This is a genomic window from Pseudomonas sp. CDFA 610 (assembly GCF_021147865.1).
GTDB lineage: Bacteria > Pseudomonadota > Gammaproteobacteria > Pseudomonadales > Pseudomonadaceae > Aquipseudomonas > Aquipseudomonas alliivorans.
This window is the reverse complement of the sequence record NZ_JAGTPM010000005.1, coordinates 348,944-366,410: the sequence shown is the minus strand read 5'-3', so window position 1 is coordinate 366,410 and position 17,467 is coordinate 348,944. Positions and strand designations below refer to the sequence as shown.

At 59.4% G+C, this 17,467-nt stretch carries 16 protein-coding genes; 8 read left to right on the top strand and 8 right to left on the bottom strand.

The features are described from left to right. The first annotated feature begins 195 nt into the window (after window positions 1-195). The gene (gene glpT, locus KDX39_RS11740) at window positions 196-1,545 is read left to right on the top strand and encodes a glycerol-3-phosphate transporter (RefSeq protein ID WP_025996719.1); all 1,350 of its coding nucleotides are present in this window, start codon (window positions 196-198) and stop codon (window positions 1,543-1,545) included. A gap of 1 nt (window position 1,546) precedes the next feature. Here glpT and KDX39_RS11735 read toward each other — a convergent pair whose 3' ends face one another. From KDX39_RS11735 to KDX39_RS11710, 6 genes are all read right to left on the bottom strand, one after another. Further along, complete coding sequence (locus KDX39_RS11735) at window positions 1,547-2,215, bottom strand: gamma-glutamylcyclotransferase (RefSeq protein ID WP_099228851.1); 669 nt, start codon at window positions 2,213-2,215, stop codon at window positions 1,547-1,549. Window positions 2,216-2,423: 208 nt separating this feature from the next. Continuing rightward, complete coding sequence (locus tag KDX39_RS11730; protein WP_231660472.1) at window positions 2,424-3,392, bottom strand: CDP-6-deoxy-delta-3,4-glucoseen reductase; 969 nt, start codon at window positions 3,390-3,392, stop codon at window positions 2,424-2,426. Continuing rightward, window positions 3,392-4,858, bottom strand: a complete 1,467-nt coding sequence (gene ubiD / locus KDX39_RS11725; protein WP_210070530.1) for a 4-hydroxy-3-polyprenylbenzoate decarboxylase — start codon at window positions 4,856-4,858, stop codon at window positions 3,392-3,394. Before ubiD ends, KDX39_RS11730 begins: the two co-directional genes overlap by 1 nt. A gap of 129 nt (window positions 4,859-4,987) precedes the next feature. Beyond that, window positions 4,988-6,247: a transcription termination factor Rho gene (gene rho, locus KDX39_RS11720; RefSeq protein ID WP_004886821.1), complete on the bottom strand. Its 1,260-nt coding sequence runs from the start codon at window positions 6,245-6,247 to the stop codon at window positions 4,988-4,990. A gap of 231 nt (window positions 6,248-6,478) precedes the next feature. Continuing rightward, window positions 6,479-6,808: a thioredoxin TrxA gene (gene trxA / locus KDX39_RS11715; protein WP_004886824.1), complete on the bottom strand. Its 330-nt coding sequence runs from the start codon at window positions 6,806-6,808 to the stop codon at window positions 6,479-6,481. A gap of 121 nt (window positions 6,809-6,929) precedes the next feature. After that, window positions 6,930-7,634: a FadR/GntR family transcriptional regulator gene (locus KDX39_RS11710; RefSeq protein WP_099228854.1), complete on the bottom strand. Its 705-nt coding sequence runs from the start codon at window positions 7,632-7,634 to the stop codon at window positions 6,930-6,932. A 251-nt stretch (window positions 7,635-7,885) separates the two neighbouring features. Here KDX39_RS11710 and KDX39_RS11705 point away from each other — a divergent pair, with 251 nt between their 5' ends. The 5 genes from KDX39_RS11705 (at window position 7,886) to ppx (ending at window position 12,413) form a co-directional block, all read left to right on the top strand. Beyond that, window positions 7,886-8,671 carry a transporter substrate-binding domain-containing protein gene (locus KDX39_RS11705; RefSeq protein ID WP_099228855.1) on the top strand — a complete coding sequence of 262 codons (786 nt, stop codon included), beginning with the start codon at window positions 7,886-7,888 and terminating at the stop codon, window positions 8,669-8,671. Window positions 8,672-8,701: 30 nt separating this feature from the next. Then, on the top strand, window positions 8,702-9,367 hold the full coding sequence (locus tag KDX39_RS11700) for an amino acid ABC transporter permease (RefSeq protein WP_231660471.1): 666 nt from the start codon (window positions 8,702-8,704) through the stop codon (window positions 9,365-9,367). Further along, the gene (locus tag KDX39_RS11695; protein ID WP_032633167.1) at window positions 9,364-10,014 is read left to right on the top strand and encodes an amino acid ABC transporter permease; all 651 of its coding nucleotides are present in this window, start codon (window positions 9,364-9,366) and stop codon (window positions 10,012-10,014) included. Before KDX39_RS11700 ends, KDX39_RS11695 begins: the two co-directional genes overlap by 4 nt. Further along, window positions 10,001-10,735 (top strand): amino acid ABC transporter ATP-binding protein, encoded by a 735-nt coding sequence (locus KDX39_RS11690; protein WP_073170856.1) that lies wholly within the window; start codon window positions 10,001-10,003, stop codon window positions 10,733-10,735. Before KDX39_RS11695 ends, KDX39_RS11690 begins: the two co-directional genes overlap by 14 nt. Before the next feature lie 175 nt (window positions 10,736-10,910). Further along, a complete protein-coding gene (gene ppx / locus KDX39_RS11685; protein WP_099228858.1) occupies window positions 10,911-12,413 on the top strand; it encodes an exopolyphosphatase in 1,503 nt (500 codons plus the stop codon). Here the strand turns inward: ppx and ppk1 are convergent. Together ppk1 and hemB are read right to left on the bottom strand one after the other, a co-directional pair. Then, a complete protein-coding gene (gene ppk1, locus KDX39_RS11680; RefSeq protein WP_442964534.1) occupies window positions 12,400-14,610 on the bottom strand; it encodes a polyphosphate kinase 1 in 2,211 nt (736 codons plus the stop codon). The two genes, ppx and ppk1, sit on opposite strands and share 14 nt — an antisense overlap. A gap of 16 nt (window positions 14,611-14,626) precedes the next feature. After that, window positions 14,627-15,637: a porphobilinogen synthase gene (gene hemB / locus KDX39_RS11675; protein WP_004886850.1), complete on the bottom strand. Its 1,011-nt coding sequence runs from the start codon at window positions 15,635-15,637 to the stop codon at window positions 14,627-14,629. A 230-nt stretch (window positions 15,638-15,867) separates the two neighbouring features. On the opposite strand from hemB, the gene KDX39_RS11670 reads away from it, so the two are divergent. Beyond that, window positions 15,868-16,527, top strand: coding sequence for a DedA family protein (locus KDX39_RS11670; protein ID WP_231660470.1), 660 nt, complete (start codon window positions 15,868-15,870; stop codon window positions 16,525-16,527). A gap of 153 nt (window positions 16,528-16,680) precedes the next feature. Beyond that, window positions 16,681-17,349 carry an isoprenoid biosynthesis glyoxalase ElbB gene (gene elbB / locus KDX39_RS11665; protein ID WP_231660469.1) on the top strand — a complete coding sequence of 223 codons (669 nt, stop codon included), beginning with the start codon at window positions 16,681-16,683 and terminating at the stop codon, window positions 17,347-17,349. Window positions 17,350-17,467 lie beyond the last annotated feature (118 nt).

Genomic DNA, 17,467 nt, shown 5'->3' with positions numbered 1-17,467 from the left:
AAGTACACCATTTCTTAGACAGCCGTAGGACCTGTCCTTTTCGGTTACTGAATCGTTAAACCTCTCTGACGTTCACAAAACAACATGCGTAACCTCCCATTTCCCGCGGGTTTTCGGTCAAAAGGCAGTGCTTTTTTCTGTAACGAAAATGTAATATTCGCTTTCGCAAAAAAAATAAGAACCCGGAGAGTCTCTATGTTTGCGTTTTTCCGCCCTGCCAGGCACAAGGCACCCCTTCCCGAAGAAAAAGTCGACAGCACGTATCGTCGTCTGCGCTGGCAGATATTCGCGGGTATTTTCATTGGTTACGCGGGTTATTACCTGCTGCGCAAGAACTTCTCGCTGGCGATGCCTTATCTGATTGAAGAGGGTTATACACGCGGTCAGTTGGGCGTGGCGATGTCGGCGATTGCGATTGCCTACGGTCTGTCGAAGTTCTTGATGGGAATCATCTCCGACCGTTCCAACCCGCGCTATTTCCTGCCCTTCGGCCTGCTGGTGTCGGCCGGGATCATGTTCATCTTCGGTTTCGCGCCGTGGGCGACGTCCAGTGTCACGATCATGTTCGTGCTGCTGTTCATCAACGGCTGGGCACAAGGCATGGGCTGGCCGCCGAGCGGACGGACGATGGTGCACTGGTGGTCGCAGAAAGAGCGCGGCGGCGTGGTGTCGGTGTGGAACGTGGCGCACAACGTCGGTGGCGGCCTGATCGGTCCGCTGTTCCTGCTGGGCATGGGCTGGACCAACGACTGGCACGCTGCATTCTACGTCCCGGCGGCAGTGGCTTTGCTGGTTGCCGTGTTCGCGTTTGCAACAATGCGCGACACACCGCAATCGGTGGGCCTGCCGCCTATCGAGCACTACAAGAACGACTACCCGGAAGGCTACGATGCCAGCCATGAAGAAGAATTCAGCGCCAAGGAAATCTTCGTCAAATACGTGCTGCGCAACAAATTCCTCTGGTACATCGCCATGGCCAACGTGTTCGTCTATCTGCTGCGCTACGGCGTACTGGACTGGGCGCCGACCTACCTCAAGGAAGCCAAGCACTTCACGGTCGACAAGACCTCGTGGGCCTATTTCCTGTACGAGTGGGCGGGCATTCCGGGCACGCTGCTGTGCGGCTGGATGTCGGACAAAATCTTCAAGGGCAATCGCGGCCTGACCGGCATGGTGTTCATGTTCCTGGTGACCATCGCCACGCTGGTGTACTGGCTGAATCCGGAAGGCAACCCGACGGTCGACATGATCGCGCTGGTGTCCATCGGCTTCCTGATCTACGGCCCGGTGATGCTGATCGGTCTGCAGGCGCTGGAACTGGCGCCCAAGAAGGCGGCAGGAACGGCGGCAGGCTTTACCGGACTGTTCGGTTATCTGGGCGGCTCGGTCGCAGCGAGTGCGGCGATGGGCTATACCGTGGACCACTTCGGCTGGGACGGCGGCTTCGTGCTGTTGATCGGCGCGTGCATTCTGGCCATGGTTTTCCTGGCCCCGACGCTGCGTCACAAACAGGTCGCCAGCACCTCGCGTGAAGCCAAGGCCTGATTCAGGCCGTCGCTGACTGGCATCGCTTGAGCCGCGCCTCCAGATGCCGATCCGGCATGGCGTGGCTGCGCAGGGCGATGGCGGTCTGCTCGACGTAATCGCGGGTGGTTCCGTACCGCCCGCTTGCGCTGGCCAGCACCTGGCTCAGCACACTGTCCGGCAGGTTGCCGGCATAGCTCGGCAAATGCCGTTCCAGCACGAACCCCAACGCCTGAACCTGCCTGCCATCTTCGAGACGGCAGCTGAGCCAGTGTGGGCGATAGGAGGGATAAGGCATCTCGCGTTGCCAGAGAGCCAGCAACGAGTCTTCGAGGCACTCGTCCGGCAGCCGATAGGCAAAGCCGGTGCAGGAACCGCCACGGTCCAGACCAAACACCAGTCCCGGAACCTCCGGCGTGCCGCGGTGTTCGTGGGACCATAGGTACAAACCGCGATGGTATCCATGCACGCGTCCGCGTTGACGCTCGACGGCGGTGCATTCAGGTCGCCAGATCAGTGAGCCGTAGGCGAACAGCCAGACCGGACCACCCTTGTGACGCTTCATCGTGGCGTCCATGGATGCGAGCAACTGCTCGCGAGTGAGTTGCGGGCCCAGATCGATGACAGGTGGATACGTCAGGCCCAGACCGTCGTGTACAGCTACGGCCAGTTCGTTGATTGGGTTCTCCATTTGCCTCCCTGACAGTCTGACTGCCAGTCTTTGCCGAGCCCCGCTGAATCGCTCACGGGCGAGCGGCATCAGGGTGTCGTGGTACGTTCTTCGCTGCAGGCCAGTGGCCTTTGTGCCGAAAAGAATCTGGCGACGATTTGACATCGCCAGACGCTATAAGGGTGATCCAAGCAATTTACAATCCAGCCGGACCACCGTCAGTCAGGTATCAGGGACGTGGCGCGTAGGCAAACACGTCCGCACGCATCTGATGAGCGTCCATGCCGGCGCTGACCAGCGCGTCGAGGGTGCCGTAGATCATCGCAGGCGAGCCGCTGCCGTAGACGTGCACCGCCGAAAGATCCTTGATGTCGTAGCAGACGGCCTCGTGCAGCATGCCGCAGCGCCCTTCCCAGTTGCACAGGTCACTGACGACCTTGTGCAGGAACAGGTTGGGCAGCTTCGCCCATTCATCCCAATGGCTGATTTCGTAGAAGTCCTCGGGACGTCGCACGCCCCAGTACAGGTGCACCGGGTGGCTGAAGCCGGTGACGCGGCAATGTTCGATGAGGCTGCTCATTTGCGCCATGCCTGTGCCTGCGGCGATCAGAACCAGTGGCCCGTCAGGCAGCTCGGCCAGGTGCGTGTCACCAAATGGCAGTTCGACACGAGCCATCGCGTTGCGCTGCAATTGTTCGATAAGGCTGCGCGCGCTGTCTTCGCGCACCAGAACGTGCAGTTCCAGATCGCGCCCTCGATGAGGCGCCGAAGCAATGGAGAACGCTGACTTCTCGCCGTTCTCACGCTCGATCATCAAGTATTGTCCGGCGTGGTAGCGCGGTACCTTGCCGGCCGGAGCCCGCAGCCCCACACGCCAGACATCGCCGCCCACCTCTACACACTCACTCAGTTGGCAGGCAAAGCTGCGCACCGGCAGCTCGCCTTTGGCCAGCACGCCATCCCACAGCACCACGCAGTCCTCAAGAGGTTCGGCAAGGCAGGTGTAGATCTCGCCGTGATCGTGCTCCTGACCCGACTGCACGACACGCCCTTCGACCAGCAGCGCCGAGCAGACGTGACAATTGCCATTGCGACAGCTCTGCGGGCACTCATAGCCCAGACGCTGTGCAGCGTCGAGAATCCGTTCACCCGGCAAGGCTTCCAGCACGGCCCCGGAGGGCTGCAAGGTTACGCGCATCACTTGATTCCCAACTGATCCCAGATCTCGTCGACCCGACGTGTTGTGGCTTCATCCTTGACGATAGCCCTTCCCCACTCCCGACTGGTTTCGCCAGGCCACTTGTTGGTCGCATCCAGGCCCATCTTGGAGCCCAGACCTGATACGGGCGATGCAAAGTCCAGGTAATCGATTGGCGTGTTGTCGATCATCACCGTGTCACGCTTGGGGTCCATGCGGGTGGTGATCGCCCAGATCACGTCGTTCCAGTCGCGGGCATTGATGTCGTCGTCGGTGACGATCACGAACTTGGTGTACATGAACTGCCGCAGGAACGACCAGACGCCCAGCATCACGCGCTTGGCATGGCCGGGATACTGTTTCTTGATGGTCACAACGGCCATGCGGTACGAGCAGCCTTCAGGCGGCAGGTAGAAATCGACGATTTCCGGAAACTGTTTCTGCAGGATCGGCACAAACACTTCGTTCAGGGCAACGCCCAGAATCGCGGGCTCATCCGGCGGACGGCCGGTGTAGGTGCTGTGGTAAATCGGCTTGATACGGTGCGTGATGCGCTCGACGGTCAGTACCGGAAAGCTGTCCACTTCGTTGTAATAGCCAGTGTGGTCCCCATAGGGACCTTCATCCGCCATCTCGCCCGGATGGATAACACCTTCAAGCACGATTTCGGCGCTGGCGGGCACTTGCAGGTTGCTGCCTCGGCACTTGATCAGTTCAGTGCGCGAGCCGCGCAACAGACCTGCGAAGGCGTATTCGGAGAGACTGTCCGGCACCGGGGTCACGGCACCCAGGATGGTGGCCGGATCAGCACCCAACGCGACGGCGACCGGATAAGGCTCGCCCGGATGCCTGGCGCACCACTCACGGAAATCCAGCGCGCCGCCACGATGGCTGAGCCAGCGCATGATGATCTTGTTACGACCGATAACCTGCTGGCGATAGATGCCCAGGTTCTGACGTTCCTTGTTCGGGCCTTTGGTAACGGTCAAACCCCAGGTGATCAGCGGGGCAACGTCGCCCGGCCAGCAGGTCTGGACCGGCAGCATGCCGAGGTCGACATCATCGCCTTCGATGACCACTTCCTGGCAGGGCGCGTCTTTCAAGACCTTGGGCGCCATCGCGATGACCTTGCGGAAGATCGGCAGCTTGGACCAGGCGTCTTTCAAACCCTTGGGCGGCTCGGGCTCCTTGAGGAAAGCCAGCAGTTTGCCGATCTCACGCAGTTCGCTGACCGCCTCGGCGCCCATGCCCATGGCGACGCGCTCTGGCGTGCCGAACAGGTTGCCCAACACCGGGATGTCGAAGCCAACCGGCTTTTCGAACAGCAGGGCAGGGCCTTTGGCGCGCAAGGTGCGATCACAGATCTCGGTCATTTCCAGCACGGGCGAAATCGGCATCTGAATGCGTTTCAGCTCTCCGCGCTGCTCAAGTTGCTGTACGAAATCCCTTAGATCTTTGAATTTCATTAACCCGGCCATTTATCCAAATAGACGCACATCGTACCTGCTCTGAGCTTTCAAGGCAGCTAATGAGCCAAACGGCGGCCAAAAAAAATGGCACCCCGAAGGATGCCATTTCTTGAAACGACCCGTCTGTTACTTGCGTTTCATCGACAGGAAGAATTCATCGTTGGTCTTGGTCTGCTTGAGCTTGTCGATCAGGAACTCGATAGCGGCGACCTCGTCCATCGGGTGCAGCAGCTTGCGCAGGATCCACATGCGCTGCAGCTCGTCATCAGCGGTCAACAGCTCTTCGCGGCGTGTGCCGGAGCGGTTGATGTTGATGGCCGGGAACACGCGCTTCTCGGCGATCTTGCGATCCAGAGGCAGCTCCATGTTGCCTGTACCCTTGAACTCTTCGTAGATGACTTCATCCATCTTCGAGCCGGTTTCAACCAGCGCGGTGGCGATGATTGTCAGCGAGCCGCCTTCTTCGATGTTACGTGCAGCACCGAAGAAACGCTTTGGCTTCTCCAGGGCGTGCGCATCGACACCACCGGTCAGTACCTTGCCGGAGCTCGGGATGACGGTGTTGTAGGCACGAGCCAGACGGGTGATGGAGTCCAGCAGAATAACGACGTCTTTCTTGTGCTCGACCAGGCGCTTGGCCTTTTCGATCACCATTTCGGCAACCTGTACGTGACGGGTTGGCGGTTCGTCGAATGTCGAGGCAACCACTTCGCCACGCACGGTGCGCTGCATTTCGGTCACTTCTTCCGGACGCTCGTCGATCAGCAGAACGATCAAGTGCACTTCCGGATTGTTACGCGTGATGTTCGACGCGATGTTCTGCAGCATGATGGTCTTGCCCGCCTTCGGCGGCGCAACGATCAGACCACGCTGACCTTTACCGATCGGTGCGCACAGGTCGATGACACGACCGGTGAGATCTTCGGTGGAACCGTTACCGGCTTCCATCTTCATGCGCACGTTCGGGAACAGCGGCGTCAGGTTTTCGAACAGAATCTTGTTCTTGGCGTTTTCCGGGCGGTCGTAGTTGATCGTGTCGACCTTGAGCAGAGCGAAATAACGCTCACCTTCTTTCGGAGGACGGATCTTGCCAACGATGGTGTCGCCGGTACGCAGGTTGAAGCGGCGAATCTGGCTCGGGGAGACATAGATGTCGTCCGGACCGGCCAGGTAGGAAGCGTCTGCAGAGCGCAGGAAGCCGAAGCCGTCCTGGAGGATCTCCAGCACGCCATCACCGGAAATTTCCTCGCCACTTTTAGCGTGCCTTTTGAGCAGGGAGAAAATCACATCCTGCTTGCGCGAACGGGCCATATTTTCTATGCCAGCCTGTTCGGCCATTTCGAGCAGATCGGTAATCGGCTTTTGCTTGAGTTCAGTCAGATTCATATGGGAATGACGTAATCGTGTATGGAGGGGGAAATTAAGCTTTTGGCTTAATGAGGCCGCGCCGCAGAGAAGGCGACAGGATCGCGTACTAAATCGAAAGGAGAGCGTCGGCGACGGCTAGCAGGGGGCAACGGAGAAGCCGTTGCGGGGCCGAATGTACCACTCGATTTTGAAGGAGTCTAGTACGGCATATCAAAAAAAGCCCCGCTATTCGCAGGGCTTTGGAACACTTCAGATGTTGGCGTCGAGAAACGCAGCAAGCTGCGACTTCGAAAGAGCGCCCACTTTAGTGGCCTCGACGTTGCCATTCTTGAACAGCATCAGAGTCGGGATACCGCGAACGCCGTGCTTGGCCGGGGTTTCCTGATTTTCGTCGATGTTCAGTTTGGCGACGGTCAGTTTGCCTTCGTAAGTGCTGGCAATTTCGTCCAGAACCGGGGCAATCATCTTGCAAGGGCCACACCACTCAGCCCAGTAGTCGACCAGTACAGGGCCCTGAGCCTTCAGTACATCGGCTTCGAAGCTGGCGTCGGTGACGTGTTTGATCTTGTCGCTACTCATGGATGTCTCCGAGTTCGTAGGCTAAAAACGACGCTCATCATAGCGGGCCTTATGACATTCAGGAAGCAAAGGATCATTGAGTCTGGCTATGACGGTTTATGAGTCAGGTTATAGCTCATCACTAGTTCGAAGGCGAAACGAAAACGATGCCGGTGCGCAAGGCAGCACCTCTGATGTGTTCCTGCATGGCCTTTTGCGCAGGTCCTGAAGCATGTCGGGCCAGCGCTCGAAGGATCTTGCGGTGCTCCTGCCAGGTTTCCATCACCCTTGCAGCCCTTATGAACGGCATCTTCTGGCTTTCCAGAAAGATATCGGCACCTGCCGTCACGATTCCCAGCATGGCCTGATTTCCGCTGGCCACCAGAATATGCCGGTGGAACTCGAAATCCAGACGTGCGGCCGCTTCAAAATCGCCGGCACGCAACTCCAGACGCATGGCCTCGACATTATCTTCCAGCACGTCCCGCTCGTCGGCAGTCAACGTCACAGCGGCCAGACCGGCAGCAAACCCCTCCAGCGCATAGCGCAGTTGAAACGTATCAGCCGGAGAAACCTGTGCATCGAAAGGCCAGGAAAATCCGCTCGTGCGCCGTTCTGGTTCAGAAAACGACTGCACGAATACACCCTTGCCGGGCTGCACGCTGACCACGCCCAGCGCGCTGAGCGATGACAGCGCCTCGCGCAGCGAAGCACGGCTGACACCCAGCAATGCCGCCAGGTCGCGCTGCGACGGCAGGCTGTCGCCAGGCTTATAGCCTTGTTCGTCAATCAGCTTGCGGATGGCCCTGAGGGCTGATTCCGGTACGGCGAGCGAATTTTGCGGCATCACTGTTCAGGCCAGTCAGTCCAGTAAAAATCCCTTTTAGCGTCATCCCGATCATTCGGCAAGCGACGCCCAGCACTGGGGCGGCGCGGCTTTCAGGCGCTCCAAAGCGGGGCGCGCCGCCTGTCAACTGTTCAGACCAGTAAGACCAAAAACAGGCTGAACACCTTGAGTTACGGCGTGAAAGGAGTGGGTGGCATGGGCTGTGCACTGGGTGAACGGCCAACATCTTTCGTTCCGTCCGGAGAGTTCTCATGACCAAGCGTTACAGCGCCCTGCTTACTGCCTTGTTTGCCAGCCTGATGCTGAGCCAGGCGCCAGCCCATGCCAATGGCCTGGAAGACGTCGTAGCGCGCGGCACTCTGAAAGTTGCCGTTCCGCAGGACTTCCCGCCATTCGGTTCGGTCGGCCCAGACATGAAGCCTCGCGGCCTGGACATCGACACTGCCCAATTGCTGGCCGACAAGCTGAAGGTCAAGCTTGAGCTGACGCCGGTCAACAGCACCAACCGCATTCCGTTCCTGACCACCGGCAAGGTCGATCTGGTGATTTCGAGCCTGGGCAAGAACCCGGACCGCGAGAAAGTCATCGACTTCTCCCGCGCCTATGCGCCGTTCTATCTGGCTGTGTTCGGTCCGCCTGATTCGCCGGTCAAGGAAATCGCCGACCTGAACGGCAAGACCATCAGCGTCACTCGCGGCGCAATCGAAGACATCGAGTTGTCGGCTGTTGCTCCACAGGGCGCGACCATCAAGCGTTTTGAAGACAACAACTCCACCATCGCCGCCTACCTGGCCGGCCAGACCGACCTGATCGCCAGCGGCAACGTGGTGATGGTCGCCATCAGCGAGCGCAACCCCAAACGCATCCCGGCGCTGAAAGTGAAACTCAAGGACTCGCCTGTCTATGTCGGCGTGAACAAGGGTCAGCCGGAACTGCTGGGCAAGGTCAACGAGATCCTGAACGCCGCCAAGGCTGACGGCACGCTGGAAAAGGCTTCCACCACCTGGCTGAAGCAGCCACTGCCAGCCGATCTCTGATCACCGTTTTCTGATTCACAGGGTTTGCCAATGGCTTATCACTTCGACTTTGCACCGGTTCTGCAGAACATTGATCTGCTGTTGCGCGGCGCATTATTCACACTGGAATTGACGGCCATTGGCACCGTGCTCGGCGTCAGCCTGGGGATCGTCGGTGCAGTCGTGAGGGCTTGGAAGATCCAGCCCTTTGCGACGATCTTTGCGGTGTACGTGGAGCTGATCCGCAATACACCGTTTCTGGTCCAGCTGTTCTTCATCTTTTTCGGCCTGCCCTCGCTGGGCATGCAGATATCGGAATGGCAGGCCGCCGTGCTGGCGATGGTGATCAATCTGGGGGCCTACTCGACGGAAATCATCCGCGCAGGCATCCAGGCGATCCCGAAAGGACAGCTTGAAGCCTCGGCAGCCCTGGCAATGAGTCGCTACGAGACCTTTCGCTATGTGGTGCTGGTTCCGGCCTTGCGCAAGGTATGGCCCGCGCTGAGCAGCCAGATCATCATTGTGATGCTGGGCTCGGCGGTCTGCTCGCAGATCGCGACGGAGGAGCTGAGCTTTTTCGCCAACTTCATCCAGTCACGCAACTTCCGCTCGTTCGAGACCTACATCGTGACCACGCTGATCTATCTGGGCATGGCGCTGCTGATTCGTCAGTTGCTGGCCTGGATCGGGCGTCGCTACATCTCGAGGAGCAGCTGATGGACTTTACCCTCTGGGACATCCTGCGCAATCTATTGACCGGTCTGCAATGGACGGTAGCCCTGTCGCTGGTGGCTTTTATCGGTGGCGGGCTGATCGGCCTGCTGGTAATGGGCATGCGCACCTCGGAGAAATCCGGGCCGCGTGTGGCAGCCAGCTTATATATAGAGCTGTTTCAAGGCACACCGCTTTTGATGCAGCTGTTTCTGGTGTTCTTCGGCGTTGCGCTGATGGGGATGGACATTTCCCCGTGGGCCGCAGCCGCTCTGGCACTGACGCTGTTCACCAGCGCCTATCTGGCTGAAATCTGGCGCGGGTGCGTCGAATCGATTTCCAAGGGTCAGTGGGAAGCGTCGGCCAGCCTGGCCCTGACCCCGTTCGAGCAGATGCGCTACGTGATCCTGCCACAGGCGCTGCGTATTGCCATTGCGCCAACGGTCGGCTTCTCGGTGCAGGTGGTCAAAGGTACGGCCGTGACCTCGATCATCGGCTTCACCGAACTGACCAAGACCGGCAGCATGCTGGCCAATGCCACCTTCGAACCTTTCATGGTCTATGGCTTCGTTGCCCTGGGCTATTTCATCCTTTGCTATCCGTTGTCGCTCTGCGCGCGCCATCTGGAAAGGAGACTGCATGCCTCTGCTTAGAATTTCCGCCCTGCACAAATACTACGGCGACCATCACGTTCTCAAAGGCATCGACCTCTCCGTGGAAGAAGGCCAGGTGGTGGCGATCATCGGTCGCAGCGGCTCGGGCAAGAGCACGCTGCTGCGCACGCTGAACGGGCTGGAGTCGATCAACGACGGCGTGATCGAAGTCGATGGCGAATATCTGGACGCCGCCCGCGCCGATTTGCGTACGTTGCGGCAGAAGGTCGGCATGGTGTTCCAGCAGTTCAACCTGTTCCCCCACCTGAGCGTGGGCGAAAACGTGATGCTCGCGCCACAGGTCGTGCAGAAAGTGCCCAAGGCAGAAGCTGCGAAGCTGGCGAGGCAGATGCTGGAACGCGTCGGGCTGGGTGAGAAGTTCGATGCATTCCCGGATCGTCTTTCGGGCGGACAACAGCAACGCGTAGCGATAGCCCGTGCGCTGGCCATGTCGCCGAAGGTGCTGCTGTGCGACGAGATCACTTCGGCGCTGGACCCGGAATTGGTCAACGAGGTGCTCAGCGTCGTGCGCCAGTTGGCGGCCGATGGCATGACCCTGATCATGGTCACCCATGAAATGCGCTTCGCCCGGGAAGTGGGCGACAAACTGGTGTTCATGCACCAGGGCAAGGTGCATGAAGTGGGCGACCCGAAAGAACTGTTCGCCAACCCGAAGACGCCGGAACTGGCCAACTTCATAGGTACTGTGGAACAGGCGTGATACACCTCACCAGCCCCTTGCTGATCGCGCATCACATCAAGGGGCGCACGCGAAGTGGGTGTGTGACCACAGAACGAAGTAATACCGGGTATTTCCGCCGCCCGGACAGCTTCGCGTTGGCGGCAGAGGTGGATCGTGGCACGATGGCGCGGTTATCGAACGGGATTGCCAGACCATGCCGCACTCTAAACCCAAGAATCTTTCACTGATCGCCGCTATCGACCTGGGCTCCAACAGCTTCCATATGGTTGTGGCAAAAGCCAATCAGGGCGAAATTCGCATTCTTGAGCGCCTGGGCGAGAAGGTGCAGTTGGCAGCCGGAATTACCGAAGAGCGCCAGCTCACTGAAGAATCGATGCAGCGGGGCCTCGACTGCCTCAAGCGCTTCGCCCAACTGATCAACGGCCTGCCGCTCGGCGCCGTGCGCATCGTGGGCACCAACGCCCTGCGCGAAGCCCGCAACCGCAACGAATTCATTCACCGCGCCGAAGAGATCCTCGGCCATCCGGTGGAAGTCATCTCCGGTCGTGAAGAAGCACGCCTCATTTATCTGGGCGTCTCCCACACACTGGCAGACACCCCAGGCAAACGCCTCGTCGCCGATATCGGCGGTGGCAGTACCGAGTTCATCATCGGCCAGCGTTTCGAACCGCTGCTACGCGAAAGCCTGCAGATGGGCTGCGTGAGTTTCACTCAGCGCTACTTCCGCGACGGCAAGGTGACGCCGGCCCGCTACGCGCAGGCCTACACCGCCGCCCGACTGGAAATCATGAGCATCGAGCACGCGCTGCATCGCCTGAAGTGGGATGAAGCCATCGGCTCGTCCGGCACCATTCGCGCAATTGGCGTGGCGCTCAAGACCAATGGCTATGGCGCAGGCGAGGTCAACGCCGAAGGGCTGGCCTGGCTCAAGCGCAAACTGTTCAAGCTGGGCGACGTCGAGAAGATCGACTTTGACGGCATCAAGCCCGACCGCCGTGCGATTTTCCCGGCCGGTCTGGCGATTCTGGAAGCGATCTTCGACGCCCTCGAACTCAAGCGCATGGACCACTGCGAAGGTGCGCTGCGTGAAGGTGTGCTGTATGACCTGATGGGTCGCCATCACCACGAAGACGTGCGCGAACGCACGCTGACGTCGCTGATGGAGCGCTATCACGTCGACATGGAGCAGGCCGCTCGCGTCGAAGCCAAGGCGTTGCATGCGCTGGAGCAGGTCGCCGACAGTTGGGACCTGCAGCACGAGAGTTATGCCGAGCTGTTGAGCTGGGCCGCCAAGGTGCATGAAGTGGGGCTGGACATCGCCCACTATCATTACCACAAGCATGGCGCCTACCTGATCGAGCACTCTGACCTGGCCGGTTTCTCACGCGAAGACCAGCAAATGCTCGCGCTGCTGGTGCGCGGTCACCGCCGTAACATTCCCAAGGACAAGTTCGCCGAATTCGGCGATGAAGGCATCAAGCTGATTCGCCTGTGCGTGCTGCTGCGCTTCGCGATTCTGTTCCACCACATTCGCGGCACCCAGGAGATGCCACGTGTGGTGCTACGCGCCGACGGTCCGAATCTGGATGCAGAGTTCCCGGACGGCTGGCTGGAAAACAACCAGCTGACTCAGGCCGACTTCGCGCTGGAAGCGGAGTGGCTGACCCGAGTCGGCATCGTCTTCAGCGTACGCTGAGGACCGGGTTGCTCAGGCGTTCCAGCAGGGTCGCCTGGGCGCTTCGAGCGTTCTGGTTACCGGTCGGCGTGCTGCGCACGTAACGGCCGTCGGACTGCAACAGCCAGCTGTGGGTGTTGTCGGTCAGGTAGCTTTCCAGCTCCTTCTTCACCCGCAGGATCAACTTCTTGCCCTCCACCGGGAAGCAGGTCTCGACGCGCTTGTCGAGGTTGCGCTCCATCCAGTCGGCACTCGACAGGAACATTTGCTCGTCGCCGCCATTGAGGAAGTAGAAGACCCGCGTGTGCTCCAGAAAACGTCCGATGATCGAGCGCACATGAATGTTGTGCGAGACCCCGGCGATGCCCGGACGCAGGCAGCACATGCCGCGCACCACCAGATCGATACGCACCCCTGACTGACTGGCCTTGTATAACGCGCGGATGATCTTCGGATCGGTCAACGAATTGAACTTGGCAATGATGTGCGCAGGCTTGCCATCGACCGCGAACTGCGTTTCGCGGGCAATCATGTCGAGCATGCCTTTCTTGAGCGTGAACGGCGCGTGCAGCAGCTTTTTCATGCGCAGCGTCTTGCCCATGCCGATCAGTTGGCTGAACAGCTTGCCAACGTCCTCGCATAGCGCATCATCAGAGGTCAGCAGGCTGTAGTCGGTGTACAGACGGGCGTTACCAGCGTGATAGTTGCCGGTACCCAGGTGCGCGTAACGCACGATTTCGCCCGCCTCGCGACGCAGGATCAGCATCATCTTGGCGTGGGTCTTGAAACCGACCACACCGTAGATCACTACCGCGCCGGCAGCCTGCAGACGGCTGGCCAGTTGCAGGTTGGATTCTTCGTCGAAGCGGGCACGCAACTCGATCACCGCCGTGACTTCCTTGCCGTTACGCGCCGCATCGACCAGCGCATCGACGATTTCCGAGTTCGCGCCGCTGCGATACAGCGTCTGACGCACGGCCAGCACATGCGGGTCTTTCGCGGCCTGACGCAGCAAATCCACGACCGGCGTGAAGGACTCGAAAGGGTGCAGCAAGAGAATGTCCTGCTTGCTGATCACGCTGAAGATGTTTTCGCTGTTCTGCAGCAGCTTGGGAATCGCCGGAGTGAACGGCAAGTACTGCAGCTCCGGATGGCTATCCAGACCGGTGATGCTGAACAGACGCGTCAGGTTGACCGGGCCATTGACCTGATACAGCTCGGACTCGGTCAGATTGAACTGCTTGAGCAGGTAGTCGGACAGGTGCTTGGGACAGGTGTCCGCCACCTCCAGACGCACCGCGTCGCCATAACGACGCGAGAACAGTTCGCCGCGCAGGGCACGCGCAAGGTCCTCCACGTCTTCCGAATCCAGTGCCAGGTCGGCGTTACGGGTCAGTCGGAACTGGTAGCAGCCCTTGACCTTCATGCCCTGGAACAGGTCATCAGCGTGAGCGTGAATCATCGACGACAGGAACACGAAATTGTCGCCCGGCCCGCAGACCTCTTCCGGCACCTTGATGATGCGCGGCAGCAGACGAGGCGCCGGGATGATCGCCAGACCCGAATCGCGACCGAACGCATCGATACCTTCGAGCTCGACGATGAAGTTCAGGCTCTTGTTGACCAGCAAAGGAAACGGGTGCGTCGGGTCCAGCCCGATCGGGGTGATGATCGGTGCAATCTCGTCGCGGAAATAACGACGAACCCAGGTCTTCAGCTTGGCAGTCCAATGACGGCGACGAATGAAGCGGACCTGGTGTTTCTCCAGTTCCGGCAGAAGAATATCGTTGAGGATCGCGTACTGGCGGTCGACATGACCGTGAACCAATTCGCTGATACGGGCCAGCGCCTGGTGCGGCTGCAAGCCGTCGGCACCGGCCTGTTCGCGAGCAAAGGTAATCTGCTTCTTGAGGCCCGCGACACGAATCTCGAAGAACTCATCGAGGTTGCTGGAGAAGATCAGCAAAAACTTCAGCCGCTCCAGCAACGGGTAGGACTCATCGAGCGCCTGCTCCAGAACCCGTATGTTGAACTGCAACTGGGACAGTTCGCGATGAATATACAGGCTGCTGTCGTCCAGGTTCGGCGCGACAACGGCGGGCACCACGGCAGCCGGAGGCTCGATGGTCGGTACTACCTCGATATCAGGGTCAACCATGGGTGCAGTCTCCTGAATATCGACTTCAACAGCGGCTTCGATGAGTCCTTCGGTATTCATGAATGTTCCTGTGAGGCTATTGCCCTTTCAGCAGTTGAGCAGCGCGTACGGCAAAATACGTGAGAATGCCGTCAGCTCCTGCGCGTTTGAAGGCGGTGAGGGATTCCAGAATCACCCCTTCACTCAGCCAGCCGTTCTGGATTGCAGCCATGTGCATGGCATATTCGCCACTGACCTGATACACAAAGGTCGGCACCTTGAACTCATCCTTGACCCGATGAAGGATGTCCAGGTACGGCATACCCGGTTTGACCATCACCATGTCCGCGCCCTCGGACAGATCCGCCGCCACTTCATGCAGCGCTTCATTGCTGTTGGCCGGGTCCATCTGATAGGACGCCTTGTTGGCCTTGCCCAGGTTCAGTGAAGAACCTACCGCATCGCGGAACGGACCGTAATAGGCGCTGGCGTATTTCGCCGAGTAGGCCATGATCCGTACATTGACGTGCCCGGCCAGTTCCAACGCTTCACGAATTGCCTGGATACGGCCATCCATCATGTCGGACGGGGCAACCACCTGCGCGCCGGCATCGGCATGGGACAAGGCCTGCTTGACCAGCGCGTCAACCGTAATGTCGTTCTGCACGTAGCCTTCTTCGTCGAGAATGCCGTCCTGCCCGTGCGTGGTAAACGGATCAAGCGCCACGTCAGTGATGACGCCCAGCTCGGGAAAGCGGTCACGCAGGGCGCGGGTCGCACGCTGGGCAATGCCTTCCGGGTTCCAGGCTTCAGCGCCATCCAGGGATTTCTTTTCAGGCGGCGTCACCGGAAACAGCGCCAGCGCAGGAATGCCCAGCGCGACCCAGCTTTCGGCTTCCTTGAGCAGAAGGTCGACACTCAGACGCTCGACGCCTGGCATCGAGGCCACGGTTTCACGACGGTTTTCACCATCGAGTACAAATACGGGAAGAATCAGGTCGTCGACGGTGACAACGTTTTCGCGGACCAGCCGACGGGAAAAGTCGTCGCGGCGATTACGGCGCAGACGAGTGAGAGGAAACAGGCGGTTAGCGGGGGTAAAGCTCACGGCGAGACTCCTGAGCCCGCTTACGCGGGCAAGCGCGACAGTTATAAGCCGCCATTATGACCAATGTGTGACAGTCATGGTTCGACCTGCGACTGCAGGCCGCAGCGGCGCAACTGGAGAGAAAGGATCATTGTCACTGCAAGAATCTTTAACGTCGAGACACATATGGACACTTTCATCCTTGCGTTGGGCGCGTTAGGCTGCGCGTTCATTTCGCCAGCATCCAGACAATGCTCCAGAATTTCTTGAATGAGTTCGGCTACTTCGCCCTCTTCCTCGGCACCTTCTTTGAAGGCGAGACCATTCTGGTTCTTGCCGGATTTCTGGCTTTCCGTGGATACATGGATCTCAACATCGTCATCCTCGTGGCCTTCTGCGGAAGCTACGCGGGCGATCAGCTGTGGTACTTCATGGGGCGCAAGCACGGTCGCAAACTGCTTGCCCGAAAACCTCGCTGGCAGCTCATGGGCGACAAGGCGCTGAGGCTCGTGCGCAAACACCCCGACATCTGGGTGCTGAGCTTCCGCTTCGTCTACGGACTGCGAACCGTCATGCCGGTGGCCATCGGCTTGTCCGGCTACCCGCCAGGACGCTATCTGCTGCTCAACGGCATCGGCGCGGCAGTCTGGGCCGCAGCGCTGGGCTCGGCGGCGTACCATTTCGGCGCGGTGCTGGAAGGCCTGCTGGGTAACGTCAAGAAGTACGAACTCTGGGTGCTCGGCGCCCTGATTCTTCTCGGCCTGGGTCTGTGGCTGCGTCGCCGCGTCAAGAATGCCCGCATCGCTCGCGAGGCCCGTGCAGAGCGACAATGCTGCGCATCGTCAGCGGCTTCCGATCTGGACATGCCGGTCGAGGTCCCGCTGGACCTGAAGAAAAAATCCGACGACTGAATACCTCTCGATTTCTCCGGGCGCAGGCCAGAACACCTCGCCCGAGTGATCCGTCCCTCCCTGCCTGTTAACGCCTCGACATGACGCGACACTGAACAGATGGCGCTCAATGTGTTCCATTGGTAGATGCGTCATGACCAGGGAGTCGAAATCATGCAAAAGAAAGTGGCTGTGATCCTGTCCGGCTGCGGCGTCTATGACGGTGCCGAAATCCACGAAAGCGTCCTGACCCTGCTGCGCCTCGATCAGCGTGGCGCACAGGTGCAGTGTTTCGCGCCGAACATCGCGCAGCACCATGTCGTCAATCACCTGACCGGCAAAGAAATGCCCGAGACCCGTAACGTGCTGGTCGAGTCGGCACGCATTGCACGCGGCGAAGTGAAAGACCTGCGTGAGGCTGACGTCAACGATTTCGACGCGCTGATCGTGCCGGGCGGCTTTGGCTCAGCGAAGAATCTGTCGGACTTTGCACAACAGGGCCAGGCGTGTCAGGTGAATGCAGAACTGCTGGCACTGGCCGAAGCCTTTGCCCTGGCGAGCAAGCCGGTTGGGCTGATCTGCATCACGCCAGCCCTCGCCGCCAAGATCTACGGTCCGGGCGTGACCTGCACCATCGGCAATGACCCGGAGACAGCAGCCGCGATCACCAAAATGGGCGGTGCGCATCAGGACTGTGACGTGTCGGAGATTGTGGAAGACAAGGCGCGAAAACTGGTCAGCACCCCGGCCTATATGGTCGCCAAAAGCATCAGCGAAGCGGCGTCCGGCATCAACAAGCTGGTTGATCGCGTGCTGGAACTGACTCAGGAACAGGATGCGTAACGGATGTTCTTGCACTCCGCGCTCTATGCAAACCTCATTGGATGAATGCACATCTGCATGAGGCGGCTTGTCGGCGATACGACCTGTCAGACAACCTTTCGCAACCTGACCTGACGCG